This window comes from Streptomyces sp. NBC_00996 (genome assembly GCF_045162675.1).
In the GTDB taxonomy this organism is placed as follows: domain Bacteria; phylum Actinomycetota; class Actinomycetes; order Streptomycetales; family Streptomycetaceae; genus Streptomyces.
The window spans coordinates 5504055-5529607 of sequence record NZ_CP108723.1 but is presented as its reverse complement, the minus strand read 5'-3'; the positions used below and the strand labels follow the sequence as shown (position 1 = coordinate 5529607).

The 25553-nt window shown below is 67.5% G+C and carries 22 protein-coding genes, 2 tRNA genes and 1 pseudogene; 10 read left to right on the top strand and 15 right to left on the bottom strand.

Annotated features, from left to right (window positions below):
- Positions 1-11: 11 nt before the first annotated feature.
- The 4 genes from OG390_RS26050 (at position 12) to OG390_RS26035 (ending at position 5727) form a co-directional block, all read left to right on the top strand.
- Positions 12-1436 (top strand): FtsW/RodA/SpoVE family cell cycle protein, encoded by a 1425-nt coding sequence (locus OG390_RS26050; RefSeq protein ID WP_406171491.1) that lies wholly within the window; start codon positions 12-14, stop codon positions 1434-1436.
- The gene (locus OG390_RS26045; protein WP_406171489.1) at positions 1433-2908 is read left to right on the top strand and encodes a peptidoglycan D,D-transpeptidase FtsI family protein; all 1476 of its coding nucleotides are present in this window, start codon (positions 1433-1435) and stop codon (positions 2906-2908) included. The genes OG390_RS26050 and OG390_RS26045 overlap by 4 nt, the downstream gene beginning before the upstream one ends.
- 170 nt (positions 2909-3078) lie before the next feature.
- On the top strand, positions 3079-5061 hold the full coding sequence (gene pknB, locus OG390_RS26040) for a Stk1 family PASTA domain-containing Ser/Thr kinase (RefSeq protein WP_406171488.1): 1983 nt from the start codon (positions 3079-3081) through the stop codon (positions 5059-5061).
- A 207-nt stretch (positions 5062-5268) separates the two neighbouring features.
- A complete protein-coding gene (locus tag OG390_RS26035) occupies positions 5269-5727 on the top strand; it encodes a hypothetical protein (RefSeq protein ID WP_406171486.1) in 459 nt (152 codons plus the stop codon).
- A gap of 58 nt (positions 5728-5785) precedes the next feature.
- Here the strand turns inward: OG390_RS26035 and OG390_RS26030 are convergent.
- Positions 5786-5905 (bottom strand): annotated as a pseudogene (locus OG390_RS26030) (class E sortase); the annotation flags it as partial.
- A gap of 290 nt (positions 5906-6195) precedes the next feature.
- Here OG390_RS26030 and OG390_RS26025 point away from each other — a divergent pair.
- Positions 6196-7236, top strand: coding sequence for a restriction endonuclease (locus OG390_RS26025; RefSeq protein WP_406171484.1), 1041 nt, complete (start codon positions 6196-6198; stop codon positions 7234-7236).
- A 99-nt stretch (positions 7237-7335) separates the two neighbouring features.
- Here the strand turns inward: OG390_RS26025 and OG390_RS26020 are convergent, their stop codons facing one another.
- From OG390_RS26020 to OG390_RS25995, 6 genes are all read right to left on the bottom strand, one after another.
- The gene (locus OG390_RS26020) at positions 7336-8094 is read right to left on the bottom strand and encodes a class E sortase (RefSeq protein ID WP_406171482.1); all 759 of its coding nucleotides are present in this window, start codon (positions 8092-8094) and stop codon (positions 7336-7338) included.
- Between the two features lie 80 nt (positions 8095-8174).
- The gene (locus OG390_RS26015; RefSeq protein WP_406177857.1) at positions 8175-9236 is read right to left on the bottom strand and encodes a class E sortase; all 1062 of its coding nucleotides are present in this window, start codon (positions 9234-9236) and stop codon (positions 8175-8177) included.
- A gap of 572 nt (positions 9237-9808) precedes the next feature.
- Positions 9809-10447, bottom strand: a complete 639-nt coding sequence (locus OG390_RS26010) for an aminodeoxychorismate/anthranilate synthase component II (RefSeq protein ID WP_399076008.1) — start codon at positions 10445-10447, stop codon at positions 9809-9811.
- Positions 10444-10662 (bottom strand): hypothetical protein, encoded by a 219-nt coding sequence (locus OG390_RS26005; RefSeq protein ID WP_406171480.1) that lies wholly within the window; start codon positions 10660-10662, stop codon positions 10444-10446. The genes OG390_RS26010 and OG390_RS26005 overlap by 4 nt, the downstream gene beginning before the upstream one ends.
- A gap of 16 nt (positions 10663-10678) precedes the next feature.
- On the bottom strand, positions 10679-11380 hold the full coding sequence (locus OG390_RS26000) for a class E sortase (protein ID WP_406171478.1): 702 nt from the start codon (positions 11378-11380) through the stop codon (positions 10679-10681).
- 34 nt (positions 11381-11414) lie between these two features.
- On the bottom strand, positions 11415-12194 hold the full coding sequence (locus tag OG390_RS25995) for a DUF881 domain-containing protein (protein ID WP_406171476.1): 780 nt from the start codon (positions 12192-12194) through the stop codon (positions 11415-11417).
- Positions 12195-12337: 143 nt separating this feature from the next.
- On the opposite strand from OG390_RS25995, the gene crgA reads away from it, so the two are divergent.
- Positions 12338-12592 (top strand): cell division protein CrgA, encoded by a 255-nt coding sequence (gene crgA, locus OG390_RS25990; protein WP_189187114.1) that lies wholly within the window; start codon positions 12338-12340, stop codon positions 12590-12592.
- 277 nt (positions 12593-12869) lie between these two features.
- On the opposite strand, the gene OG390_RS25985 is transcribed toward crgA, so the two are convergent.
- Both OG390_RS25985 and OG390_RS25980 read right to left on the bottom strand, forming a co-directional pair.
- Positions 12870-13778 (bottom strand): rhomboid family intramembrane serine protease, encoded by a 909-nt coding sequence (locus OG390_RS25985; RefSeq protein ID WP_406171474.1) that lies wholly within the window; start codon positions 13776-13778, stop codon positions 12870-12872.
- Positions 13779-13935: 157 nt separating this feature from the next.
- Positions 13936-14469 (bottom strand): peptidylprolyl isomerase, encoded by a 534-nt coding sequence (locus tag OG390_RS25980; protein WP_406171472.1) that lies wholly within the window; start codon positions 14467-14469, stop codon positions 13936-13938.
- A 392-nt stretch (positions 14470-14861) separates the two neighbouring features.
- Here OG390_RS25980 and OG390_RS25975 point away from each other — a divergent pair, with 392 nt between their 5' ends.
- On the top strand, positions 14862-15563 hold the full coding sequence (locus OG390_RS25975) for a DUF5324 family protein (protein ID WP_406171470.1): 702 nt from the start codon (positions 14862-14864) through the stop codon (positions 15561-15563).
- A gap of 496 nt (positions 15564-16059) precedes the next feature.
- On the opposite strand, the gene OG390_RS25970 is transcribed toward OG390_RS25975, so the two are convergent.
- Positions 16060-16132, bottom strand: a tRNA-Ala gene (locus tag OG390_RS25970).
- Between the two features lie 182 nt (positions 16133-16314).
- Here OG390_RS25970 and OG390_RS25965 point away from each other — a divergent pair.
- Positions 16315-16863, top strand: coding sequence for a DNA-binding protein (locus OG390_RS25965; RefSeq protein WP_362023614.1), 549 nt, complete (start codon positions 16315-16317; stop codon positions 16861-16863).
- 130 nt (positions 16864-16993) lie between these two features.
- A complete protein-coding gene (locus OG390_RS25960) occupies positions 16994-19075 on the top strand; it encodes a protein kinase domain-containing protein (RefSeq protein ID WP_406171468.1) in 2082 nt (693 codons plus the stop codon).
- A 15-nt stretch (positions 19076-19090) separates the two neighbouring features.
- Here OG390_RS25960 and OG390_RS25955 read toward each other — a convergent pair whose 3' ends face one another.
- Together OG390_RS25955 and OG390_RS25950 are read right to left on the bottom strand one after the other, a co-directional pair.
- Entirely contained in the window at positions 19091-20503 is a 1413-nt protein-coding gene (locus OG390_RS25955) for a hypothetical protein (protein WP_406171466.1), read from the bottom strand.
- A gap of 270 nt (positions 20504-20773) precedes the next feature.
- A complete protein-coding gene (locus tag OG390_RS25950) occupies positions 20774-20902 on the bottom strand; it encodes a DLW-39 family protein (RefSeq protein WP_003999697.1) in 129 nt (42 codons plus the stop codon).
- A gap of 337 nt (positions 20903-21239) precedes the next feature.
- Here OG390_RS25950 and OG390_RS25945 point away from each other — a divergent pair, with 337 nt between their 5' ends.
- On the top strand, positions 21240-21608 hold the full coding sequence (locus OG390_RS25945; protein ID WP_406171465.1) for a DUF6344 domain-containing protein: 369 nt from the start codon (positions 21240-21242) through the stop codon (positions 21606-21608).
- A gap of 433 nt (positions 21609-22041) precedes the next feature.
- Here the strand turns inward: OG390_RS25945 and OG390_RS25940 are convergent.
- From OG390_RS25940 to gyrA, 3 genes are all read right to left on the bottom strand, one after another.
- Positions 22042-22118, bottom strand: a tRNA-Ile gene (locus OG390_RS25940).
- A gap of 111 nt (positions 22119-22229) precedes the next feature.
- Positions 22230-22931 (bottom strand): DUF3566 domain-containing protein, encoded by a 702-nt coding sequence (locus OG390_RS25935; RefSeq protein WP_406171463.1) that lies wholly within the window; start codon positions 22929-22931, stop codon positions 22230-22232.
- Between the two features lie 18 nt (positions 22932-22949).
- On the bottom strand, positions 22950-25541 hold the full coding sequence (gene gyrA / locus OG390_RS25930; RefSeq protein WP_406171462.1) for a DNA gyrase subunit A: 2592 nt from the start codon (positions 25539-25541) through the stop codon (positions 22950-22952).
- Positions 25542-25553 lie beyond the last annotated feature (12 nt).

The following is a 25553-nucleotide window of genomic DNA, read 5'->3' as shown; positions in this document are numbered from 1 at the left end:
CCTGTCACACGATGAGCAGTAGCACGAACACGCCGACGCACCACACGTCCACGATCGGCTCGATCGGCACACCGAGTCGACGCAACACCGAGCTGGCACTCCTGGTGTTCGCCGTCGTCATCCCGGTGTTCGCCTATGCCAATGTGGGCCTGGCGATGAACGGCTCCGTGCCGTCGGGTCTGCTGGGTTACGGCCTCGGCCTCGGCCTGCTCGCGGGAGTGGGCCACCTCGTCGTACGCAAGTTCGCGCCGTACGCCGACCCGCTGCTGCTGCCGCTGGCGACGCTGCTGAACGGGCTCGGCCTGGTGATCATCTGGCGTCTGGACCAGTCGCCCCGGCTGCAGCAACGCGCCAAGACCCTGTTCGGCGGATTCAGCCCGGACGCCCCCAAACAGCTGATGTACTCGGCACTCGGCATCGCGTTCTTCGCCTTGATCATCGCGTTCCTCAAGGACCACCGGATCCTGCAGCGCTACACATACATCTCCATGGTCGTGGCGCTTGTACTGCTGGTCGCACCGGTGTTCTTCCCCGCGGTCAACGGCGCCAAGATCTGGATCAGCATCGGCGGATTCACCATCCAGCCCGGTGAGTTTGCGAAGATCATCATCGCGGTCTTCTTCTCCGGCTACCTCATGGTGAAGAGAGACGCACTCGCACTCGCCAGCCGCCGGTTCATGGGTCTGTACCTGCCGCGCGGCCGTGACCTCGGACCGATCATCACCGTGTGGGCGATCAGCCTGCTCATCCTCGTCTTCGAAACCGACCTCGGTACATCGCTGCTTTTCTTCGGCATGTTCGTCGTCGTCCTGTACGTCGCCACCGAGCGCACCAGCTGGATCGTCTTCGGTCTGCTGATGTCGGCGGCCGGCGCCGTCGGCGTCGCCAGCTTCGAGCCGCACGTCCAGCAGCGTGTCGACGCCTGGCTTCACCCCTTCTCCAAGTCGGTGATGGCGCAGAGCGACCAGATCGCGCAGTCACTCATGTCCTTCGGCTCAGGCGGCGTCCTCGGCACCGGCCTCGGCCAGGGCAACTCCGACCTGATCGGATTCGCGGCCAACTCCGACTTCATCTTCGCCACCTTCGGCGAAGAACTCGGGCTGGCCGGTGTCATGGCGGTCCTGCTGATCTACGGGCTGGTCGTGGAGCGCGGAGTCCGCACGGCGCTCGCGGCCCGCGACCCCTTCGGCAAGCTGCTCGCCGTAGGCCTCTCCAGCGCCTTCGCCATCCAGATCTTCGTGGTCGCGGGCGGCGTCATGGGCCTGATCCCGCTGAGCGGCATGACGATGCCGTTCGTCGCGTACGGCGGCTCCTCCGTGATCGCCAACTGGGCCCTGATCGGCATCCTCATCCGCATCAGCGACACGGCACGCCGCCCCGCGCCTGCCCCCGCCCCCAACCCCGACGCCGAGATGACCCAGGTGGTCCGCCCGTGAACAAGCCCCTGCGCCGGATCGCGATCTTCTGCGGGCTGCTCGTCCTCGCCCTCCTCATCCGCGACAACTGGCTCCAGTACGTGCAGGCCGACGACCTGCAGAGCAACGTGCACAACCGCCGCGTCGCCATCGAGCGATACGCCCAGCCGCTCGGCGACATCATCGTGGACGGCAAGTCGATCACCGGGTCCACGAAGACCTCGGGCAGTGACTTCGAGTACAAGCGGACGTACAAGGATGGCCCGATGTGGGCGCCCGTGACCGGCTACGCGTCGCAGGCCTTCGGCACCAGCCAGCTGGAGAACCTCGAGAACGGCATCCTCACCGGCAACGACGACCGGCTCTTCTTCCGCAACACCCTCGACATGATCACGGGCAAGAAGAAGCAGGGCGGCAACGTCGTCACCACCCTCAACGACGCGGCGCAGAAGGCCGCCTACCAGGGCCTGGGCAACAAGAAGGGCGCCGTCGCCGCGATCGACCCGAAGACCGGCGCGATCCTGGCGCTGGCGTCCACTCCGTCGTACGACCCGTCGACGTTCTCCGGCAACAGCACCGACACGGACACGAAGGCCTGGAACAGGCTCCAGAAGAAGAACAACCCCGACGACCCGATGCTCAACCGGGCGCTGCGCGAGACCTACCCGCCGGGCTCCACCTTCAAGGTCGTCACGGCCGCCGCCGCCCTGGAGAACGGGCTGGTCCCCGACGCGGACACCAAGACGGACTCGCCGGACCCGTGGACCATGCCCGGCACCACGACCGTGCTGCCCAACGAGGGCAACCTCCCCTGCAAGAACGCCACCCTGCGGGTCGCGCTTCAGGTCTCTTGCAACAGCGTCTTCGGCAAGGTCGGCTCGGACCTCGGCAACGACAAGATGCTGGAAGAGGCCAAGAAGTTCGGCTTCGGCTCCGAGCAGTTCACGCCGGTCCGCTCCAACGCCTCGGTCTTCTCCGACGGCATGAACAAGTCGCAGACCGCGCTGTCCTCGATCGGCCAGTACAACACCGCCGCGACCCCGCTGCAGATGGCCATGGTGGCCTCCGCCGTCGCCAACGACGGCACGCTGATGAAGCCGTACATGGTCAGCGAGCTGAGCACCCACAACCTGGACGTCATCGAGCACACCGACCCGCAGAAGCTGAGCCAGCCGCTCTCCCAGAAGAACGCTCAGGTCCTGCAGTCCATGATGGAGACGGTCATCAAGCCGGGCGGCACCGGCACCAGGGCCGCGATCCCCGGCGTGACGGTCGGCGGCAAGACGGGCACCGCCCAGCACGGCATCGACAACAGCGAGAAGCCGTACGCCTGGTTCATCTCGTACGCCAAGCTCAGCGACGGCAGCTCGCCGGTCGCCGTGGCCGTGGTCGTCGAGGACGGCAGCGCCAACCGTGACGACATCTCCGGTGGCGGCCTCGCCGCCCCCATCGCAAGGGACGTGATGAAGGCAGTCATCGACAGCAAGAAGTGACCCCGCTCACGTCCCCTTCACATCGGTGCACGTTGCGATACCGGTCCTGTATCGGGTGACGGTTCTGGCCAGGTCACAGAAGCGGAGCCGGGTACGGTATGCCCGGACAGCACACCGCCGGACCACACAAAGGTGCGGTCGGGACCGACGGAGAGGGCTGGTAGGTAGCTATGGAAGAGCCGCGTCGCCTCGGCGGCCGGTACGAGCTGGGCCAGGTGCTCGGCCGTGGTGGCATGGCGGAGGTCTACCTCGCGCATGACACCCGGCTCGGCCGCACCGTGGCGGTGAAGACGCTGCGGGCGGACCTCGCACGCGACCCGTCGTTCCAGGCCCGGTTCCGCCGGGAGGCCCAGTCGGCCGCCTCGCTCAACCATCCCGCGATCGTCGCCGTGTACGACACGGGTGAGGACTACATCGACGGGACCTCCATTCCGTACATCGTGATGGAGTACGTCGACGGGTCCACGCTGCGCGAGCTGCTGCACTCGGGCCGCAAGCTGCTGCCCGAACGCGCCATGGAGATGACCATCGGCATCCTCCAGGCGCTCGAGTACTCCCACAGAAACGGCATCGTCCACCGCGACATCAAGCCGGCGAACGTCATGCTGACGCGCAACGGCCAGGTCAAGGTGATGGACTTCGGCATCGCCCGCGCCATGGGCGACGCCGGCATGACGATGACGCAGACGGCCGCGGTCATCGGCACGGCGCAGTACCTCTCGCCGGAGCAGGCGAAGGGCGAGCAGGTCGACGCCCGCTCGGACCTCTACTCCACCGGCTGCCTGCTGTACGAGCTCCTGACGGTCCGCCCGCCCTTCATCGGTGACTCCCCGGTCGCGGTCGCGTACCAGCACGTACGGGAGGAAGCTCAGCCGCCTTCCGTCTTCGACCCCGAGATCACGCCCGAGATGGACGCGATCGTCCTGAAGGCCCTGGTCAAGGACCCGGACTACCGCTACCAGTCCGCCGACGAGATGCGCGCCGACATCGAGGCCTGCCTCGACGGCCAGCCCGTCGCGGCCACCGCCGCCATGGGCTCGGTCGGCTACGGCGGCTACCCCGACGACCAGCCGACCACGGCCCTGCGCTCCACGGACGCGGGCGCCACATCCATGCTGCCCCCGATGAACCCGGACGACGGCGGCTACGGCTACGACGACCGCCCCGACCGCCGCCGCCAGAAGAAGAACAACACCTCCACGATCCTGCTGGTCGTGGCGGGCATCCTGGTCCTCGTCGGAGCGATCCTGATCGGGAAGTGGGCGTTCGAGGGCAAGGGGGCGAGCAATGACACGTTCGAGGCGCCGAACTTCGTCAGCCAGACGTTGCCCGACGCCCGGAAGATGGCCGAGAACCGCGATCTGAAGCTGTCGACCACCAAGAAGACCTGCGAGAAGGAGCCCAAGGGCAACATCTGCTCACAGGATCCGCCGCCGCGTACTCAGGTGAAGAAGGGCGACACGATCAATGTGGTCGTGTCTACGGGGGCGCCGAAGGTGGCTGTGCCGAACGTCATCGACGACGACGTCGACACGGCGAAGTCGAAGCTCGAAGCAGACAAGTACCAGTTCGACGTTAAGACGCAGAACAAGGAGTCCAGCCAATCTGCCGGCACGGTCCTCGCACAGAACCCGGACCCGGGCAAGGAGGTGGAGAAGGGATCCACGATCACCCTCACCATCGCCGTGGAGAAGAAGCAGGTCACGGTCCCCGATGTCACCGGCAAGACCTGTGACGAGGCCATCCAGCTGATGACGGCCAACAACCTCGTCGGCGAGTGCACCGAGGTGCCGACCAACGACCCCAACCAGGTCGACAAGGTCATCCAGACCGTCCCGGTGCTCGGCCGCTCGGTCGACCCCCAGTCCAAGGTGTCGATCCAGATCGGCAAGTCGGCTGAGGAAAAGAAGTTCGCGATGCCCAAACTGACCCAGATGACCGTCGCCCAAGCCAAGCAGATCATCGCCCAGAACGGGCTCCGGCTCGGCAATGTCCAGGGCGCGAGGGACGACAATGCCATCGTGTTCGGTCAGGACCCCCAAGAGGGCAAGGAAGTCAAGGCAGGCGACACGGTCAGTCTCGTCGCGGTCGACTCCGGCAATAACGGCAACAACAACGGCGGCACCAACATCTTCGGTGGTACGAGCGGTTGAGGCGGCCCCTCCTGAAACGGCGGAAGTCCCCCGGTGTCGCGTGGCGCCGGGGGCTTTTGCCGCTCCGGCTCCTGTGATTCAGATCACACATGCTCAGTGATCACCATGTCCGGCATTTCAAGATCAAGGATCTTGACGTTCGAACGTCTGGCCGATTGAATCCGATCTCCATTGATTGCCTCTACAGGCTTCACACAGGGGATACGAATGAAGCGTATTGCTTCGGCCGCTCTCATCACGTTCGCGCTGACCGCCGCGACGGTCGTCGGCATGACGGGCACCGCGTCCGCCGCCACCGGGCCCAGCTGCAGCGACGCGTACCAGATCGGCAGCACCGGCTACATCACCGTGGACGGCGCGACCGCAGCCTCGGTCAAGCAGTACTACTCGCCGAGCTGCAACAAGAACTACGGCTACGTGTACGTGTGGCAGAGCTTCCGCAGCGCGCACTCGCACTGGTTCGCCTCGGCTGGCGTCCTGACGACGAGCGACAACTACAACCACGCCAGCCAGGGCGACTGGGACGTCACCGAGATCTGGTCGGGCGCGGCCTCCACCGCCAGCGCGTGCACGGCGGGGTACGGCTTCCTCGACGTGACCAACTCCAGCGGCAGCTCCTCGGACGGCTACCACCAGGGCACCGGTCAGAGCAGCACGCGCTGCTGACCCGGTCCACTCATGACCGAGCTCCCGTGCGGGCCTCCCGCACGGGAGCTCGGTCGTTTCAGCACAGTTCCTTCGGCGGTGTCCGCTTGCTGTGCACCTTGTCGATCCGGAGCAACTCGCCCCACGCGATGTCCTGGTACCGGTACCGGGACGTGTAGACCGGTGCGCCAGTCGTCAGTTTCGACAACGGCGGCATCCTCCGTTCAGCAAGGGCGGATTCGTACGCAACCCGCCAGGCTCGGGGAAACCGAAGGCATATCCGTGGCGCCCTGCCCTGGGCGCCCGCGCGACAGTTGGTCACGCAAACTGACGGAGCCCCTCACCGTCTGCCCTTCTGTTCCGACCTTCAGTACGACATTCGACCGCATCTTCATACTCCTCACCTCGTTGAGGGCATGGGGTGGGGAAGCGGAGCTCGGCCCCACACTGCCAGGCACTAAACGAGCAGACGAGCAGAAGGGACAGAGCATGATCAACGAAGCGGCTCTACTGGAATCGAAGACCCTGAGGGACAGCGCGCTGGGGCGCACGGAAGCGCTCGACAGAGTGAAGGCGCTGTCGCTGCTGCCGGACGGTATGCATGTGACCACGGCTATGGTCGCGACGTACTTCGAAGTCGCAGAGACAGTGATCAATAACTTGCTCAGCCGTCATCGGCAAGAGCTCGCATCCAACGGACTGCGCGTACTTCGCGGCTCTGACCTGCGGGAATTTCAGGAACTCAACTTGAGTTTTTCTTCGGGGGGTTATCCACAGCGGCGCTCCAGCCTGGCTCTCTGGTCGCGCCGCGCGGTCCTCAACGCCGCTATGCTGCTCCGAGACAGCCAGGTCGCACGTCAGGTGCGTGAGTACCTCCTCGACATGGAGTACCTAGCGCGTACGCAGCCTGTGGACAAGCCTGCTCGCGCGGACAGAGTCTCCCTCGACAACCACATCGACGAACGCATCGCCCACGTACTCGGCAAAACCGTCGTCCCCATGTTCAACGCCCTCATCGAGACCTCGGGCGAGCACCGTCGCGAACTCATCGCGCTCCGAGACGACATCGAGAATGTCGAGCGCAGGCTGTGCTGGCATCACCGACGGATCAGTGGCCTGGAAGGAGAAACCCCTGTGGATGCCGTCAGGGCGTCCATCAAAGCCATGACATGGCAGGCGTTCGAGCGTCATGTCGCCGACCTGTTGCGTCGCGACGGCTGCACAGAGGTCCTCGTACGGCAGGCCCGCAGTGACCGGGGTATCGACGTCACGGCGTGCACGCCCGATGGACGTACCGTGGCCGTCCAGTGCAAGAATCGCGACGGCCGCTCGTCCGTTCCGAGCGCCGACATGCAGAAGTTTGCCGGCGCCGCACGGACCATCAACCCCGTGGACGTGGCCCTGTTCATCGCCACCTCCAACTTCAGCAGCGAAGCGCAAGCGATCGCTGATCTGAGCGGGATCATCACCGTAAACCGCGTCGAGCTGGAGGCGTGGAGCGCCGGGGTGCGTCTCAAGGCACTGCGCTAGGGCTAGGGGCACACAGGGAACAAACGAAGAGGGCCCGAAGTCGCAAAGGCAAGTTGCGACTTCGGGCCCAGCTCATGTCAGGCGTGACAACACGTCACGCTAACCAAGTTCCTTCGGTGGCGTCCGGTCGCTGTCCACCTTGTCCACGCGCTCCAGCTCGCCCCACACCACATAGCGGTACCGGGAGGTGAACACCGGCGTGCAGGTCGTCAGCGTGATGTAGTGGCCGGGCTTCTTCTTGCCGGACTGCTTCGGGACCTGCTGAAGGACCTTGACGTTGTACTTCGAGGTCTCCGGGAGGATGTCGTAGACCTTGTAGACGTACCACTTGTCCCTGGTCTCGAAGACGATCGGGTCGCCCTTCTTGACCTTGTCGATGTTGTGGAACTTCGCGCCATGGCCGTCGCGGTGGGCGGCGAGGGTGAAGTTGCCGTTCTTGCCGGTCATCGGCAGGGACGCCTTGACGGGGTCGGTGTAGTAGCCGGCGACGCCGTTGTTGAGAACATTGGTCGACGTGCCCTTCTCCACGAGCACCTCGCCGTTCTTCATCGCCGGGACGTGCAGGAAGCCGATGCCGGCCTTGGTGTCCAGCGCCCCCGGGCCGCCCTTGTCCTGCGCCCAGTTGTCGCGGACCTTGTCACCCTGCTTGTGCGCCTCACGGTCCGCGACGACGTTCGTCCACCAGAGCGAGTAGGCGACGAACAGGCCGAGCACCAGACCCGCGGTGATGAGGAGTTCACCGAAGACGCTGACCGCCATCGCGACACGGCCGGAGCCGCGGCGTCGCGGTGCGGGCGCGGCCGATCCGGCCCCGGCCGCTGATTCGGCACGCTCGTCGTGGTCGGTCCTCGCTGCCACTGTGCATCTGCCCCGTCTGGTCTGTCTCAGGTTGTCTCACGTGCCGTCGCGCTCTCGGCCGACGACGTGCTGCCGTGCGCTCAGTTGACGAGCGCGTCCGGCTTGCCCTTGCTGCGCGGCCGGTCCTCGACCATCTTGCCCCAGACGATCATCCGGTACTTGCTGGTGAATTCCGGCGTGCAGGTGGTCAGTGTGATGTAGCGGCCCGGCTTGGTGAAAGTCGAACCCTTGGGTATCGGATCGAGCACGCTCGTGTTGCTCGGACTCGTCACCGGCAGAATCGACGTCATCTCGTAGACGTAGTAGTCATCCTGCGTCTCGACCACGATCTCGTCGCCCGGCTTGAGCCGGTTGATGTACCGGAACGGCTCGCCGTGCGTGTTGCGATGTCCCGCGAGCCCGAAGTTGCCCGTCTTGGCGTCCGGCATCGCGGTCTTGGTCGCGCCCTCGCCGTAATGGCCCACCATCCCGCGGTCGAGCACCTTCGTCTTGTTCGTGCCCTCCGCGATCGGCGCGACCACGTCCAGCTTCGGGATGTGCAAAATGGCGAACCCCTGCCCGGGCGCGAAGGTCCCCGGGCTCCGCTTGCCGTTCGCCCAGTCCTGCTGGAGGTGGTGCGCGGCGCTGCCCGCCTGTTGGTGCGCCCGCACGTTCGACCACCACAGCTGGTAGGTCACGAACAGCAGCATCACCACGCCGGTGGTGATGAACACCTCCCCGAGCACCCGGCTCACGATGACGCCGGCACTCGGCTTCCGCGCCCGGGCCGCCCGCCGGGCCTCCATACGGCTGAGAGGCGCCTCAGCGGCCTTCTCCGCCGACTCCTGGGGCTCCTGCGACTCCTGGGGCTCCTGAGAGCCCCCGCGCCGCCCATGGCGCCGTGCCGCCTTGCGTCGGGCCGCACGGCCCCCTGGCGCGGGCAAAGACCCGCCCCCGGCCACGCCCGCGCCGCTTCCCGCTATTCGGGACGCGTCCGGGATCCGCAGCGCCACCGTCTCGTCGTCCAACGACAAGGGCGCGACGACGGGTTCCTCGTAGGGAGCGACGACCGGTCTCTCGTAGGGGATCGCCACCGGCTCCTCGTACGGCGGGGAGTGCGTCTCCTCGTACGACGGCGGCGTCTGCTGCAGCGGCTGCTGCACCTGGCGCGCCTGCTGGGGCTGCGGCTGCGGCTGCGGCTGCGGCTGCGGCTGCGGCTGCGGCTGCGGCTGCGGCTGCGGCTGCGGCTGCGGCTGCGGCTGCGGCTGCGGCTGCGGCTGCGGCTGCGGCTGCGGCTGCGGCTGCGGCTGCGGCTGCGGCTGCGGCTGCGGCTGCGGCTGCGGCTGCGGCTGCGGCTGCGGCTGCGGCTGCGGCTGCGGCTGCGGCTGCGGCTGCGGCTGCGGCTGCGGCTGCGGCTGCGGCTGCGGCTGCGGCTGCGGCTGCGGCTGCGGCTGCGGCTGCGGCTGCGGCTGCGGCTGCGGCTGCGGCTGCGGCTGCGGCTGCGGCTGCGCAGGGTCCTGCCCCGCGTACCAGTCGCGCGTGTACCCCTCCGGGTCGTACCACTCCTCCTGCCGAGCCGTCGGCCGATGCCCGGGCAGCGGATCCGTCAGCGGGTCCGCGAGCCGCTCGACCGCCGCCTCGAACGCACCGGCGCCGGCACCCTCGAACGCGTCGGCGCCCCCGTACGCGGCCTCGCCGCCGTAGGGGGAGCTGTCGCGCTCGGGGCGCAGCGCGGTCACGCCGTGGCCCTGCCCACCACCGGGGCGAGCCCCGCCGACCTCGCCACGGCCACCTTGTCGCCGCACTCCATCAGCCAGTTGGCGAGCATCCGGTGGCCGTGCTCGGTCAGCACCGACTCGGGGTGGAACTGCACGCCCTCGACGGGGAGTTCGCGATGCCTGAGGCCCATGATGATGCCGTCGTGGGTCCGGGCCGTGACCTCCAACTCGTCCGGCACGGTCTCCGGCTCGGCCGCCAGCGAGTGATAGCGCGTGGCCGTGAAGGGCGACGGCAGCCCCTCGAAAACTCCCTTGCCCTGGTGCTCCACGAGCGAGGTCTTGCCGTGCAGCAGCTCGGGCGCCCGGTCCACCACACCGCCGTACGCCACCTGCATCGACTGCATGCCGAGGCAGACACCGAAGACAGGGACGCCGGTCGCGGCGCAGTGCCGGACCATCTCGATGCAGACCCCAGCCTGTTCAGGAGCGCCCGGACCCGGTGACAGAAGCACCCCGTCGAAGCCGTCCTGGGCGTGCGCCGTCGACACCTCGTCGTTGCGCAGCACCTCGCACTCGGCGCCCAACTGGTACAGGTACTGGACCAGGTTGAAGACGAAGCTGTCGTAGTTGTCCACGACGAGGATGCGCGCGCTCACTGGTTGTCCACCGTCACGTCGTTGAAGGGAAGCAGTGGTTCGGCCCACGGGAAGACGTACTGGAAGAGCACGTAGACCACCGCGAGGACCAGTACGAGTGAGATCAACGCCCTCACCCATACGCTCCCCGGCAGATGCCGCCAGATCCAGCCGTACATGCCGTCCCTTCCGTCGCACCACGGCACCAGAGTCACATCCCACACCACAGGACTCATGCCGTACTGCACCAGACTAACGGCGTAGAGCCCCGGGTTTCCCTGCCTCCACCGGCTGCGTGGAATCAAGGTGTGCCCAGACGATCAGCCGGTGGCTGTGCCCCCACTCCGGGTCGCACGTGGTCAGCGTGAGATAGCGGCCCGGCCGCGTGTACCCGGACTTACGTGGCACAGGGTCGATCACCTCAATGTCCGAGGGCACGGTTTTGTAAGGACCTTTGTCGATCCGGTACGTGAACCAGGTCGTCCCGTCGGTCAGCACCACCGCGTCGCCCCGGCGCAGCTTCGGAAAGTCCTTGAAGGGATCGCCGTACGTGCGCCGATGGCCGGCCACCGAGAAGTTCCCCGCCTGCCCCAGCTGGGCCGTGCCCCTGTAGTGGCCGAGCCCCTTCTTCAGGACGTCCGTGGCGGTGCCTTCCAGCACGGGCTTGTTCCACGTGAAACCAAGCCGCGGGATGTACATCACCGCGAAGGGCCCACCGTACTTGTAGGAGCCGGGCGCCTTGGGGCTCTCGGTGGCACCTGTGCCCTCTGCGGGCGCCTTCGACTCATGCCCGACCGACCCCTTCGACCACTGCTTCTGCAGCACATCGATCTGGTGGTCCATCGCGCTGTCGGCCTTCACGCCCGTCCAGAACAGCACGTAGACCACGAAGAGCACGATCAGCGTGCCGACGGTGATGCACAGTTCGCTGATCGTCCTGACGACCACTCGCACCGACACAAGGTCCCCCCAGCGGCAGCTGCTTCAGCTACTCCACAGGCTTCGCGTAGTGGAGATCCACTGTGCCCGAGTAGCCGGGAAGAGTCACCGTCCCGTCCTCCTCGACTTTCCAGCCGAGCCCGTAGACGTTGACGTACACCATGTAGTTCTGGATCGCTTTGGAGGCGGCGAGCGCGTCCTGGAGCTTCTGCGGGTCACCCACGGCGGTGATCTTGTACGGGGGCGAGTAGACCCTGCCCTGGAGGATCAGGGTGTTGCCGACACAGCGCACGGCGCTCGTGGAGATCAGCCGCTGGTCCATCACCTTGATGCCCTTCGCACCGCCCTGCCACAGGGCGTTCACCACTGCCTGCAGGTCCTGCTGGTGGATGACCAGGTAGTCCGGCTGCGGCTCGGGGTAGCCGGGCAGCTTGGCCGTGGCGTTCGGCGGGGCGTCGTTGAGCGTGACCGTGACGGCCTTGCCGTTGAGCTTCTGGGTGCCGGCGTTCTCCTCCAGGGCGGCGAGCTTGGCGTCCTCGGCCTTGCTGCTGCCGTCCTCCCGCCCGGCGAGGGCGTCGACGTCGTCGCGCAGGGTGCCGTTGGACTCGTCCAGCGACGCGTTCTTGTGGCTGCGCTCCTGGATCAGGTCGGAGAGCTTCAGCAAGGACGTGTCCGTGCGGATATTGGTGCCCTTGGCCGTATCGAAGCTGGTGAAGAAAATGAGGCCGGCGAGAGCGAACACGGCCGCGGTAAGCACCCGTACGGGACGGAAACGGCGCGTACCGGCAGGACTGGAACCCGTCCCTGGGGTGTCGGCAGAATTGCTCAACGTACCCTTATCTCCTTCGGCGCCGCGGAAGCACTACGCTAACGGACGCCCGGGGGAGCGCTCAGTGTCCCCTTGTACGCTGCCCCGGAGCCCGCCCCCAGTTCCCTGCGCGGCCACGCAGCGCATCGACAGGAGAGACCCTCGTGCCGAAGTCACGTATCCGCAAGAAGGCCGACTACACGCCGCCCCCGGCGAAGCAGGCGACCAACATCAAGCTGACCAGCCGCGGCTGGGTCGCACCCGTCATGCTGGCCATGTTCCTGATCGGCCTCGCCTGGATCGTCGTCTTCTACGTGACGGACGGGTCCCTGCCGATCGACGCTCTCGACAACTGGAACATCGTGGTCGGCTTCGGCTTCATCGCGGCGGGGTTCGGCGTCTCCACGCAGTGGAAGTAGCTCTGCCCACGGATATCCACTGAGTTATCCACAGCGGTTGTCCACAGGTGGAAAAAGAACGACGATCTGTGGATAACTCATCCGAGGTTGACACCGGTGTGACTGACCTACCGGTATCCGCAAACCTGTTCGCCCCCTGTCCGACCTGGAAAAACTCGGGTCAGTGACAGGGGGCACAGCTGTTCTCGCACAGCGTGCACAAGATCCGCCACGATCTGTGGACAACAACGGTTCCTCAGGTGAGCCGGGCCCTCTCTCACGTGAGCTGTGGGTTTCCTCAGGTGAGCTGAGCGGTCCTGACCAGCGTCGCGACCACCACGGCGACCAGGATCAGGGCGCTCACCCCGTACTGAGTGAGGTTCCGGCGCTCGCGCGGCGCGTGGACCATCGCGTAGCCGACGAGCACGCCTCCGATGAGGCCGCCGATGTGGGCTTGCCAGGCGATGTTGAATCCGGGGCTGAAGGTGAAGATCAGGTTGATCGCCAGCAGCGCGATGACCGGGCGCATGTCGTAGTTCAGCCGGCGCATGAGGACGGCGGTCGCGCCGAAGAGGCCGAAGATCGCGCCGGAGGCGCCGAGCGACGGCTGGTTGGGCGCGGCAAGGAGGTAGCTGAGCGCGCTGCCCGCGAGGCCCGAGACGAAGTAGAGGGTGAGGTAGCGGGCGCGGCCGAGGGCAGCCTCCAGGGGACCGCCGATCCACCACAGGCTGAGCATGTTGAACAGGATGTGGACGTAGCTGCCGTGCAGGAACATCGACGTCAGCATCCGGTACCACTGGCCCTCGGCGACGCCCTGGAGCTGCCCGGAGAGAAACGCGCGTCCGAACAGGTCGAAGCGGTCGGTGAAGGCGTCGCCGACCGACATTTGGACCAGGTAGACGGCGAGGTTGATGCCGATCAGGATCTTGGTGACGAGCCTGGGGTCCGCGGTGACGGTGCCGCCCGCGAGGGTCCGGGGCTGGGTGGCCGCCGGGGAGTGGCCGGTGCCGGAGCCGCTGCGCACGCAGTCGGGGCACTGGAAGCCGACGGAGGCGCTGACCATGCACTCGGGGCAGATCGGGCGCTCGCAGCGGGTGCAGCGGATGCCGGTCTCGCGGTCCGGGTGCCGGTAGCAAGTGGGCAGGCTCCGGGCGTCCTGCGGTCCCTGATCCCGCGGGTCCTGCGGGCTGCCTGGCGCCTGGTCCATGGGGTCCCCTCAATCTCCGTACGACGGCTCGCGCGCGGGCACCGGGTCCGTGTGCACAACGCACCGCCCCGTCCATCCTTACGGATGAACGGGGCGTTTGGTTCCCTGCGGGAGCCTTCGGACTCTGCTGTGCCGAGCCCCGGCGTGCCGTCGGGGCTCAGCCCTCGCGGGTCTCGACAACGACCGACTCGATGACGACGTCGTTGACCGGGCGGTCGGTGCGCGGGTTGGTCTGGGTGCCGGCGATGGCGTCCACGACCTTCTGGCTGGCCGGGTTGATGACCTCGCCGAAGATGGTGTGCTTGCGCGTCAGCCAGGCCGTCGGGGAGACGGTGATGAAGAACTGCGAGCCGTTGGTGCCCGGGCCGGCGTTGGCCATGGCCAGCAGGTACGGCCTGTCGAAGGCGAGGTCCGGGTGGAACTCGTCCTCGAACTGGTAGCCGGGACCGCCGGTACCGTTGCCCAGCGGGTCACCGCCCTGAATCATGAAGCCGCTGATCACCCGGTGGAAGACCGTGCCGTCGTAGAGCTTGTCCGCGGACTTCACACCCGTCTCCGGGTTGACCCACTCACGCTCGCCCTTGGCGAGTTCGACGAAGTTCCGGACCGTCTTGGGCGCGTGGTTCGGCAGAAGCCGGACTTCGATGTCGCCTTGGTTGGTCTTCAGGGTGGCGTAGAGCTGCTCAGCCACGATCTGCCTTCCGTTGCCTTCTTTGACTTCCCGATCCTCGCACGGACCGGGCCACGCGTCGCCCGACCACCACCTCTGGGCGTCTATCCGTGCGTCGCGGTTACACAAAACCAGGCGAGTACCCCCGGGGCGGGGGCGCGTCGCGTCGATCCGTGGCATTGTCGACGACAAGCTCCCGTTGCCCCGTATTAATCCGCTATTGCACGTGATCGACACCCGACCGGGTCCCGTTCAGGAGTAACCCGTGGTCAGTACGGGTGACCCGGATGCCCGTCCTCACATGCCCCGGACCTCGTGGGCGGGCATGATCCCGTTAAGGGTGGAAAGGTGAACTGTGTGTCATTGGGGGTACCCGGACCCCCGACGTACGCCACCGAGGAGGAGGAAAACCCGTGACCCGCATCGACAGCGTGCGCGCCGCGACCGGCTCGGCGAAGGACAGCGTGCTGCACGCCGCGGAAGTGGTGGCGCCTTACGCCGACACGGCCAAGGACAGGGCCTCGCACTATGCGCAAGAGGCACGTGTACGGCTCGCGCCGAAGGTGTCGCAGGCCGCCGAACAGGCCCGCGTGCAGTACGACGCCCATCTCGCGCCGCGCCTTGAGCAGGCCCGTACCCATGTGCCGCCGAAGGTGGACCAGGCCGCCCATGAGGCCGCCACCCGTACGCGCAAGGCAGCTCGTCAGGCCGCCGACTATTCCAAGCCGCGGATCGAGCAGGCGGTGGCCGCGGCCCAGCCCGTTCGGGAGGAGGCCGCCTCGCGCGGTGTGGCGGCGCTGGCCGCGCTGCGCGGTCAGGTCTCGCCGAAGGAGATCCAGAAGCTGGTTCGTAAGCACGAGCGGCGGGCGAGGGTCGGCCGTATCGCCAAGGGACTGGCCATCGCGGGAGTTCTGGCGGCCGGCGCCTTCGCCGCCTGGAAGTGGTGGGACAAGCAGGCCAATCCCGACTGGCTGGTCGAGCCGCCCGCCGCGACCGAGGTTCCGGCGAGCGATCGCCTGAGGTCGGTCGACGGCACCGGCCGGTCCGACCTGGACCCCGAGGTCCAGGCCAAGGAGGCCGAGGAGCAAGCGGCGGAGCGCGACGACCGCGGCTGAGCGCGACCTCACTCAACAGCGCCGTGGGGCAGAAGACTTGAAGGTCTTCTGCCCCACGGCGCTGTTTCACGTGGAACAGACGTGAGGCCGACACACGAACGCCGGCGAGGCAGGTTCACGAATACGGCCCGCGATGACGTTTGCAACGGCCTACGTGTGCAGCATCCGTGCAGATCTTGTTGACGGAGTGTGATGCTCCGGCTACTCCCACCCACTCGCGCCAGCTCACGCAAGGCTCCCACGCCGAGCGACGCCCCCCGCATGCACCACTTCGATCGCCGACACGTGGATGCACAGGCACCACTCCCGGCATCCATTTGCGCAAAGAATTGCAACGCCTGCAAAGCCCTGTTTGTGACACACGTCACCGCCCCCAATTCGCGTCGCCCCCGCCGCTTCCCCACCGCCGCCTGCATCGGGCCCGCCGGGAGAAGAAAATGGGACATACAAAAAACCGGCCAGGCCGCCGCGAGGCGCGCCTGACCGGTCCGAGGTGTGGAGCCTAGGGGAGTCGAACCCCTGACATCTGCCATGCAAAGACAGCGCTCTACCAACTGAGCTAAGGCCCCGGAAGAGGAGCGTCCGGCCACAGGAACCACCTGTCGACGAGCGCCGCAGACCAGAGTACCGGGTCACCCCCGGGATCTCGCAAAAAGATTGGGGGTCCCCGTGGACGACCACTCTCCGTAAGATGCTCGACGTGGTTCGCTACAGCGAACCGCGGTATTAGGGGAAGCGATGGGGAGACGCAATGGACGCCGCACAGCAGGAAGCAACCGCAAGAGCCCGGGAGCTGCAGCGGAACTGGTACGGGGAGCCGTTGGGGGCGCTCTTCCGTAGGCTCATAGACGATCTGGGTCTCAACCAGGCGCGTCTTGCCGGGGTGCTGGGCCTGTCCGCGCCCATGTTGTCGCAGCTGATGAGCGGCCAGCGCGCCAAGATCGGCAATCCCGCGGTGGTCCAGCGTGTGCAGCTGCTGCAGGACCTGGCGGGGCAGGTTGCGGACGGCAGCGTCAGCGCCGCCGAGGCGACCGAACGCATGGACGAGATCAAGAAGTCGCAGGGGGGATCGGTGCTCAGCAACACCACGCAGTCGACGACCAGTTCGGGCGCGCCGACGGTCAAGCGGGTAGTCCGGGAGATTCAGTCGCTGCTGCGCTCGGTGGCGGCCGCCGGGGACATCATCGAGGCGGCGGACACCCTCGCCCCGACCCACCCGGAACTGGCAGAGTTCCTCCGGGTGTACGGCGCCGGCCGTACCTCCGACGCGGTCGCGCACTACCAGTCCCACCAGAGCTGAGCAGGCCGCCCGGCCGCCGAACGCCCGGCCGCTGAAGGCCCGTTACACCTTCCAGCCGCCGCAAGTCAGGCAGCCGGGCACCTCGGAAGAGGTCTCCGGACCGACCGCCGAAGGGGAGCGACGCACGACCATGGGTGAGGTCTTCGCAGGCCGGTACGAACTGGTCGACCCGATCGGACGCGGGGGAGTCGGTGCGGTCTGGCGCGCCTGGGACCACCGGCGGCGCCGGTATGTGGCCGCCAAGGTGCTGCAGCAGAGCGACGCGCACGCGCTGCTGCGCTTCGTGCGGGAGCAGGCGCTGCGGATCGACCATCCACATGTGCTCGCTCCCGCCAGTTGGGCCGCCGATGACGACAAGGTCCTGTTCACCATGGATCTGGTTGCCGGCGGCTCCCTGGTCCACCTGGTCAATGACTACGGCCCCCTACCTCCCCCCTTCGTCTGCGTTCTGCTCGACCAGCTGCTGGCGGGCCTCGCCGCGGTGCATGCGGAGGGGGTCGTGCACCGCGACATCAAGCCCGCCAATCTGCTGCTCGAAGCGACCGGCACGGCTCGGCCACGGCTGCGCCTGTCCGACTTCGGCATCGCGATGCGGCTGGGCGAACCACGGCTGACGGAGACCAACTACGTGGTCGGAACGCCCGGTTACTTCGCCCCCGAGCAGATGATGGGCGCCGAACCGGACTTCCCCGCCGACCTGTTCGCCGTGGGTCTGGTCGCCCTCTATCTGCTGGAGGGTGCCAAGCCCGACGCCAAGGCGTTGATCGAGTACTTCGCCGAGAACGGCACGCCGTCCGCTCCGCGGGGCATCCCCGAGCCGTTGTGGCAGGTCGTGGCCACGCTGGTGCAACCCGACCCGCACGCGCGGTTCCGCACCGCCACCGGGGCGCGGAAGGCTCTCGCCTCGGCCGCCGAGCTGCTGCCCGAGCCCGGGCCCGATGACGAGCTCGTGGAGGTCTTCGACCAACTCGGCCCGCTCCCGGAGGGGTTCGGCCTGAGAGGACCTCTGCGAGCAGCGCCGGGGGCGAGCACCGGGGGCTCGTCGTCCGGGACGCGTCCGGACGCGCCGGCAGTGCCACAACTCGGCCCCGACGACACGTCGTCTTGGCTTGGGCCCGACGACACACCGTCCTGGCGCGGGCCCGACAACACACTGTCCCGGCCCGGCCACGACGACATGCCGTCCTGGCCCGGCCCCGAAGCCGACTCCGGCTCCAACTCCGGCGCCAGCTCCAACTCCGGCGCCGGCGCCGGAGCCGGCTCCGGCTCCGGAGCCGGCTCCGGCTCCGGCCCCAACTCCGGTCCGGGTTCTGCTGCCGACTCCGGTCCTGGGCTCGGCTCCGGCTCCGGCTCCGGCTCCGGCTCCGGCTCCGGGCCATGGCACCACGGTTCGGGAACGCTGTCTCAGGACGCCGTTTCCGGGAACGGCTGGCCCGGGTCCGGCACCGATGGCGTAGCCCCGGAGTTCCACACGGGGCATATACGGCCGGAGTCCGCCCCCGCCCACGTACGCTCCGAGGCCGCCGGGAATCGTGAACGCCCGGGGGCCACCCCCGATCGCGTACCCCCCAAGTCCGCTGCCAGTGACGGACAGCCGGAATCCGCCCCCGGCAACGTAGGGCCGAAGCCCGCTCCCGATGACGTACCGCCCCAACCTGTCCCCGCCCCCGACACCGTCCCCCCACAGCCGTCCACGATGTCGGACACCGGCAGCTTCCACCTGCCGCCACCACAGCCTGCCGCTCCCGTCACAGAGTCGCAGCCGCGGCCTCAAGGCCACTCGCAGCCCGAGCAACAGCCCCAGCAAGCATGGCACGAGACGCAACTGCAGCCCGCCCCGCACCATTCGCGGCCCCAGCCCGAGCAGCCGCCCACTCCGCCCACCGCGGTCGGGCTCCCGGCGCAAACTCCCCTCTACACCTCGCCTTTCGAACCCACGCCGACTCCCACTGCCACCCCCACACCTTCGCAAGTGCCCTCCCCCCATCGGCCCGCGGCTCCGTCCGCCGCGATGCCGCAGCACGCGTACGCCTCTACTGCTTCATACACCGCTCGGTCCGTGCAGGTTCCGCCTCAGGCGGGTGCGATTCCGGGGCACCGCGCCAGGCGCGCACGGCCGCGTCCAGGGCCGCCCGCCAAGGTGGCCGTCCCTGTCCTGCTGCTCGCGCTGGCCTGTTTCGCGGTGGGTTTCTGGGCGCTGGCCCAGATCTGAGCGAGCCGGCTGAAGTCACCGGCCCCGAGGCGCCCCACGCTCCCAGGGCGCGGGCATCGGAGCCGAAGCCGTATCCGCATCCTCCGGCGCCACCCCCGCCCGCCGCCGCGCGACCACCGCCCATAGCCCGAGCCCCAGCACCAGCGCGCTCCCCGTACCGATCCCGCCCGCGGCGACCAACCTCATCGTGCCACTGCCACTGCCACTGCCACTGCCACTGCTGCCACCGCCTCCGATGGCGGCCGCACCGCCCACCGTGCCGTCGGCCACCTCGTCGGAGTCCCCCGCCGGGAGGGCGAACGCGTCGCGAGGCTGTGGCTGCCCCGCGTACGCGGGACCTGTCCGCGCCGTTCCATCGACGCGCACGCGCAGTGTCAGCCCGAACGGCCCGTCGCCGATCTTGTCAGCGACCTGCGCGGAAAGGTGCACCACGAGGTAGTAGGCGCCCGCGAACCGCATCCCGCTCACGCGGTCGTTGAGGGCGTAGCGGTTCTCGTACGCGACGGGAGGCAGTGGATCGAGCGCGGCGGAGCGCTGGCTGCCGTCGTAGCCGGAGCCGACGTCGTCGACGAAGCCACGCACGGGGTTGTAGAGGGACATGACGAGAGCGGTGCCGACATAGCCCCTACCGCGGCTCGAACTGCCCAGATCTGCTGTGGCGTAGAACTGTTGTCCCCAGTCGACCGGCACCTTGTAGAAGAGCGTCTGTCCGGGGCTGATCCCGTCCTGCCAGATTCCCTGCTTCAGCGAGGTCGCCGTGGCGAACCCGGCCCCGCCCCTGCGGCGCTTCGGATTCCCCGCGAGGGCGTCGGGCGACGCGGAGTTCCAGACCTCGGGAGCGCTTGTCGAACCGGCCGCCTTCTTCAGGGCGGGCTCCGACACATAGCTGAGCTCCAGGTCCCAGTCGCCGGACGGGGAGTTCGCCGTACCGCTGCGCTCGACGACCACGTAGTACGTGCCCGCCGTCTGACAGGCGTACTGATCGCCGCCCGTCTCGCGTGACGCCCAGGCGGCGATGGGATGGGGGCTCTGGGTGGCGCCGAAGTGGGCGGTTCCGGAGAAGGAGCAGTGGCGGCTGTTGGCGTCCTGCACGGACACCTTGACGCCGTCCGAGTAAGAGACCGTCGTCCCCGGCCTGGGGACGGCGGTGGCCGAGACGTACGCGTTGGACGTGGTGTCGAGTTCGAGGCGGTAGTAGAGCTTGCCGTCCCTGCCTATGGAGCTCTTGTAGGCCCTGCCCGGCTCAAGGCGTACCGAGTTGGTGGTGTCCGTCGTGCCTTTGACGGTGGTGGCGTCCTGGGCGAAGGCGTACGGCGTGGGTATGCCGTCCGCGGCGGCCTGCCCCGCCGCCCCCGCGAGCATCACGCACAACGCCGCTGCGAAAGCCACGAGCACGCGGCCGTACCACCTCACCGTGCGCCGCCCCATCACACGCCACCTTTCGTCCCTCGCCCCTCGTCAAAGCCCCGGACCGTGGCCATACTGCCCCGCCGACCACCGCGCCACCCGTGCTATCCCTACGAGCGGCCGAAACGGAGCTTGTACCGAGCCCTCGCCCTTACTCAGGCGTTGCCAACGCAATCATTTTGTTTGCGCAGGTGAATCCGAGATTCCCCGGACAGCACAAAACCTTCTCCGGACAACACAAAACCCCGACCGCGAGGCGGCCGGGGTCTGCTCTGAGACTGTTGTCGATACTCACGAACCCGTGGGCACGGAGTCAGTCGCCTCCGTCCACAGATCCTGCTCGGCGCGATCCGCCTGGATCTGGCGGTACACGAGGAGCCCGCCGATGGCGGCCAGTGCGACCAGGAGAAGCTTCTTCACCGCGCGACCTCGTCTTTCCTTGACGTAAGGGACCTCTGGCGCCCGACTATACACACCGACCGATATCGATCGGTGACCTGGATCGGCCCTCAACTCCCGCCCGGAACACAGCAATAGATCCGGACGCGACCACTCCGACCGAAGAGTGATCACAGGGTGATCGCATCTCACAGACGGTGACTTTCACCATGATCTGCGACTTTTCGGGTCTCTTGCGGCCATCCGGGTGGTGTTCATCTGAACATCGACGCGCCACGGGCGTCGGTCCACCACTTCACGGCCCACATACACATCATGAGGAAAGTACGCAAATCGCCTGACCCGAAAGTGAGGGGCCATGACCCAGAACAAGGTCATGAAGCTGTGGACCGCCTTCGTCACCGCCTTCCTGGCGCTGTGCACGACGCTCGGACTCATCACGACCACCGCGGCCGCCGCGGTACCGCAGGCCGAGGCGACGCGCAACAGCGCGCCCTCCCTGACACTGCCGGCGATGTCCTATGGGACCTGGTCCAACAGCCGGGCCCTACCCCCCACGATGAAGCAACGCATCCGCGCCGAGGCCCACGGCTCCTCGCCGAGCTGCCGCCACCGTCCGCCCGCCGACGACGCCATGGCGGACCTCGCGGCCCTCTGCAGCCCCCAAGCCCTCGCGAAGGCCGACACAGAACTCGTCACGGAGCCCATCACGCCCCTCCAGCTCTGAGCGCGCGGCACCACCCACGGCACCCCTGACGTAGCGGCGAACTTGCGTACAAAGCCACACAGGGCGAAGGCCCGGCAACCCGGCAACTCGTATGAGTTGCCGGGCCTTCCGCGTGCCAGGGCACCGCCAGCTGGATGGTTGCTGCCGATCGGCAGGGTTGCTGTACTTCTCAGCTGCACGACTCTGTTGTACGGCCCCGCTGTACGCCTCTGCTGTACGGCGATCCCCTGGAGGAACCGCCACCGGGGATGGTCCAGGGCCAGGGAGTCGATCAATTCGCCACCGCCATGCCCTACGCCCTACGCCCTACGCCCTACCGAGATTCTTGCTTCTGGCAACGCTCGTACTGATCTTCGGCAGGGGTCGGCACAAAGACCTCTCGGCGCGCTCGACGCAAAGACCCCCAACCATGATCGGCTGGGGGTCTTTGCGCTGGTGGGGCTAACAGGATTTGAACCTGTGGCCTCATCCTTATCAGGGATGCGCTCTAACCAACTGAGCTATAGCCCCGCCGCGCTTTGCGGTGTGTGTCCCGCGCGCTGACCTCTGAAGATTAGCGCACGACGTGGCCAGTCCCAAAATCGATAGTCGGCGGACGTTTGAGAGGGCGCCTGCCGGCGTCTACTCGTCCTCGGCCAGCGTCAGCTCGACGCCGCCGACGAAGCCCGCGGAGAGGTTGTAGATGAACGCTCCGAGGGTGGCCAGCGCGGTGGCCAGGACCACGTCGATGACCGCGATGACCGTGGTGAACATCAGGACGTGCGGGAGCGAGAGGAAGGACTGGAGGTCGAATCCGTTGGATTCGTTCGACCCCGTCGCCTCCGAGATCGTGCCGCCGACCGTCGAGAAGACGCCCATCGCGTCCATGACCATCCACAGCACCGCGGCCGCCACGATCGTGCAGATGCCGAGCGCGATGGAGAGCAGGAAGCTGACCTTCATCACCGACCACGGGTCGGCCTTGGCGACTCGCAGCCGCGCCTTGCGCGTGCGCGGTGTCGTACGCGCCCCGGTGCGTGGCCGACGGACCGCGCCCGCCGACGGCTGCTGAGCCGGGTACGCCTGCGGCGGGTGGTACGGCTGAGCAGCCTGCGGCTGCCGCTCCCCCGGAAGCGGCGAACCCGGCGGCGGCGAGCCAAGCGCCGGTGGCGCCGCGGCTGGGGCCGCCTGCCCGCCCGCGTACTGCTGGGCCTGCGGGCCTCGGGTGTCCGTCACAGTTCCCCCCTGGGATCCATGAGAGTCATGGGAGTCAGTATCCGTGGCGGGGCCACGGCCGCCGTCCGTTTCCGTACCGGTCGATCCGGCGCCCGTGGCTCCGCTCACGATGCCTCACTCCTCGCGCTACTCGTCCGAGGACGGCTCGCCCTCGTCCGTACCGACGGCCTCCACGCCCTCGGCGGCTTCGTCCACAGCGACATCGCCGTCGACTTCCTCCGCCTCGCGACCGGCCTCGGCGTTACGTGCGATACCGACCACGGCATCGCGCTTGCCCAGGTTGATCAGTTGGACGCCCATGGTGTCACGGCCTGTCTCTCTGACCTCGTTGACTCGCGTGCGAATCACACCGCCGGACAGCGTGATGGCGAGGATTTCATCCGTCTCCTCCACCACCAGCGCGCCGACGAGCGACCCACGGTCCTCGACGATCTTGGCGGCCTTGATACCGAGGCCGCCGCGACCCTGGACGCGGTACTCGTCGACGGCGGTCCGCTTCGCGTACCCGCCGTCTGTGGCAGTGAACACGAACGTACCGGGTCGAACAACATTCATCGAGAGGAGCTGGTCTCCCTCGCGGAAGCTCATGCCCTTGACGCCCGAGGTGGCACGGCCCATGGGGCGCAGCGCGTCGTCCGTAGCGGTGAACCTGATCGATTGCGCCTTCTTGCTGATCAGAAGCAGATCGTCCTCTGCCGAAACCAGCTCGGCTCCGATCAATTCGTCGTCGGAACCGTCCTCCGTTTCACGGAGGTTGATCGCGATGACACCGCCGGAGCGCGGGGAATCGTAATCCTTCAAGGGCGTCTTCTTCACAAGACCGCCCTTGGTGGCGAGGACCAGATAAGGCGCCGCTTCGTAGTCGCGGATCGCGAGGATCTCGGCGATCGCCTCGTCCGGCTGGAAGGCGAGAAGGTTCGCGACGTGCTGGCCGCGAGCCTCACGGCCGGCGTCCGGAAGCTCGTACGCCTTCGCGCGGTAGACGCGGCCCTTGTTGGTGAAGAACAGCAGCCAGTGGTGCGTCGTCGACACGAAGAAGTGGTCGACGATGTCGTCCTGCTTCAGCTTCGTGCCGCGTACGCCCTTGCCGCCCCGCTTCTGCGAGCGGTAGTCCTCCGTCTTGGTGCGCTTGATGTAGCCGCCGCGCGTGATGGTGACGACGATGTCCTCTTCGGCGATCAGGTCCTCGATGGACATGTCGCCGTCGAAGGGCACCAGCTTGGAGCGGCGGTCGTCGCCGAACTTCTCGACGATCGCGGCGAGTTCCTCGCTGATGATGCCGCGCTGGCGCACCGGCGAGGCGAGGATCTCGTTGTACTCGCGGATCTTCGCCTGGAGTTCGTCGTGCTCCTGGATGATCTTCTGGCGCTCCAGGGCGGCCAGCCGGCGCAGCTGCATCTCGAGGATCGCGTTGGCCTGGATCTCGTCGATCTCCAGGAGGCCCATCAGGCCCTCGCGCGCGATCTCGACGGTGTCGCTGCGCCGGATCAGCGCGATGACCTCGTCGATGGCATCCAGGGCCTTCAGGAGGCCGCGCAGGATGTGCGCGCGCTCCTCGGCCTTGCGCAGCCGGAACTTCGTACGGCGGACGATGACCTCGATCTGATGCGTCACCCAGTGGCGGATGAACGCGTCGAGCGACAGCGTGCGCGGGACGCCGTCCACCAGCGCCAGCATGTTGGCGCCGAAGTTCGTCTGCAGGTCAGTGTGCTTGTAGAGGTTGTTCAGAACGACCTTGGCGACCGCGTCCCTCTTGAGCACGATCACGAGCCGCTGGCCCGTGCGTGACGACGTCTCGTCGCGGACGTCCGCGATGCCGCCGATCTTGCCGTCCTTCACCAGGTCGGCGATCTTCTGCGCGAGGTTGTCCGGGTTGACCTGGTAGGGGAGCTCGGTGACCACCAGGCACTGGCGGTTCTGGATCTCCTCGACCTCGACGACCGCGCGCATCGTGATGGAGCCACGGCCCGTGCGGTACGCCTCCTCGATGCCCTTGCGGCCCACTACCAGGGCACCACTCGGGAAATCGGGGCCCTTGATGCGCTCGATGAGGGCGTCGAGCAGCTCCTCGTGGGAGGCCTCGGGGTGCTCCAGGTACCACTGGGCGCCGGCCGCGACCTCACGGAGGTTGTGCGGCGGGATGTTGGTCGCCATGCCGACCGCGATACCGGCCGAGCCGTTGATCAGCAGGTTCGGGAAGCGGGCCGGCAGAACGGTCGGCTCCTGGGAGCGGCCGTCGTAGTTGTCCGTGAAGTCGACGGTCTCCTCGTCGATGTCGCGGACCATCTCCATGGACAGCGGCATCAACTTGCACTCGGTGTACCGCATGGCGGCGGCCGGGTCGTTGCCCGGGGAACCGAAGTTGCCGTTGGAGTCCACCAGCGGCATCCGCATCGACCACGGCTGCGCGAGGCGGACCAGCGCGTCGTAGATCGAGGAGTCGCCGTGCGGGTGGTAGTTGCCCATGACGTCGCCGACGACGCGGGCGCACTTGTAGAAGCCCTTTTCGGGCCGGTAGCCGCCGTCGTACATGGCGTACAGGACGCGGCGGTGGACGGGCTTGAGGCCGTCCCGTACGTCGGGCAGCGCGCGCGACACGATGACGGACATCGCGTAGTCGAGGTACGAGCGCTGCATCTCCGTCTCGAGCCCGACGGGCTCGACACGGAGAGCCGGACCCTCTTCTTCAGGGATGCTCGGAATGTTCTCGTCGGCCATTGCTGGTGAAGA

Excerpts from the sequence above, each read along its gene's own strand:
- OG390_RS26050 (WP_406171491.1), top strand. The coding sequence starts at position 12 with ATGAGCAGTAGCACGAACACGCCGACGCACCACACGTCCACGATCGGC.
- pknB (WP_406171488.1), top strand. The coding sequence starts at position 3,079 with ATGGAAGAGCCGCGTCGCCTCGGCGGCCGGTACGAGCTGGGCCAGGTG.
- OG390_RS26035 (WP_406171486.1), top strand. The coding sequence starts at position 5,269 with ATGAAGCGTATTGCTTCGGCCGCTCTCATCACGTTCGCGCTGACCGCC.
- OG390_RS26025 (WP_406171484.1), top strand. The coding sequence starts at position 6,196 with ATGATCAACGAAGCGGCTCTACTGGAATCGAAGACCCTGAGGGACAGC.
- OG390_RS26005 (WP_406171480.1), bottom strand. The coding sequence starts at position 10,662 with ATGAGTCCTGTGGTGTGGGATGTGACTCTGGTGCCGTGGTGCGACGGA.
- OG390_RS25985 (WP_406171474.1), bottom strand. The coding sequence starts at position 13,778 with ATGGACCAGGCGCCAGGCAGCCCGCAGGACCCGCGGGATCAGGGACCG.
- OG390_RS25965 (WP_362023614.1), top strand. The coding sequence starts at position 16,315 with ATGGACGCCGCACAGCAGGAAGCAACCGCAAGAGCCCGGGAGCTGCAG.
- OG390_RS25960 (WP_406171468.1), top strand. The coding sequence starts at position 16,994 with ATGGGTGAGGTCTTCGCAGGCCGGTACGAACTGGTCGACCCGATCGGA.
- OG390_RS25955 (WP_406171466.1), bottom strand. The coding sequence starts at position 20,503 with ATGGGGCGGCGCACGGTGAGGTGGTACGGCCGCGTGCTCGTGGCTTTC.
- OG390_RS25945 (WP_406171465.1), top strand. The coding sequence starts at position 21,240 with ATGACCCAGAACAAGGTCATGAAGCTGTGGACCGCCTTCGTCACCGCC.
- gyrA (WP_406171462.1), bottom strand. The coding sequence starts at position 25,541 with ATGGCCGACGAGAACATTCCGAGCATCCCTGAAGAAGAGGGTCCGGCT.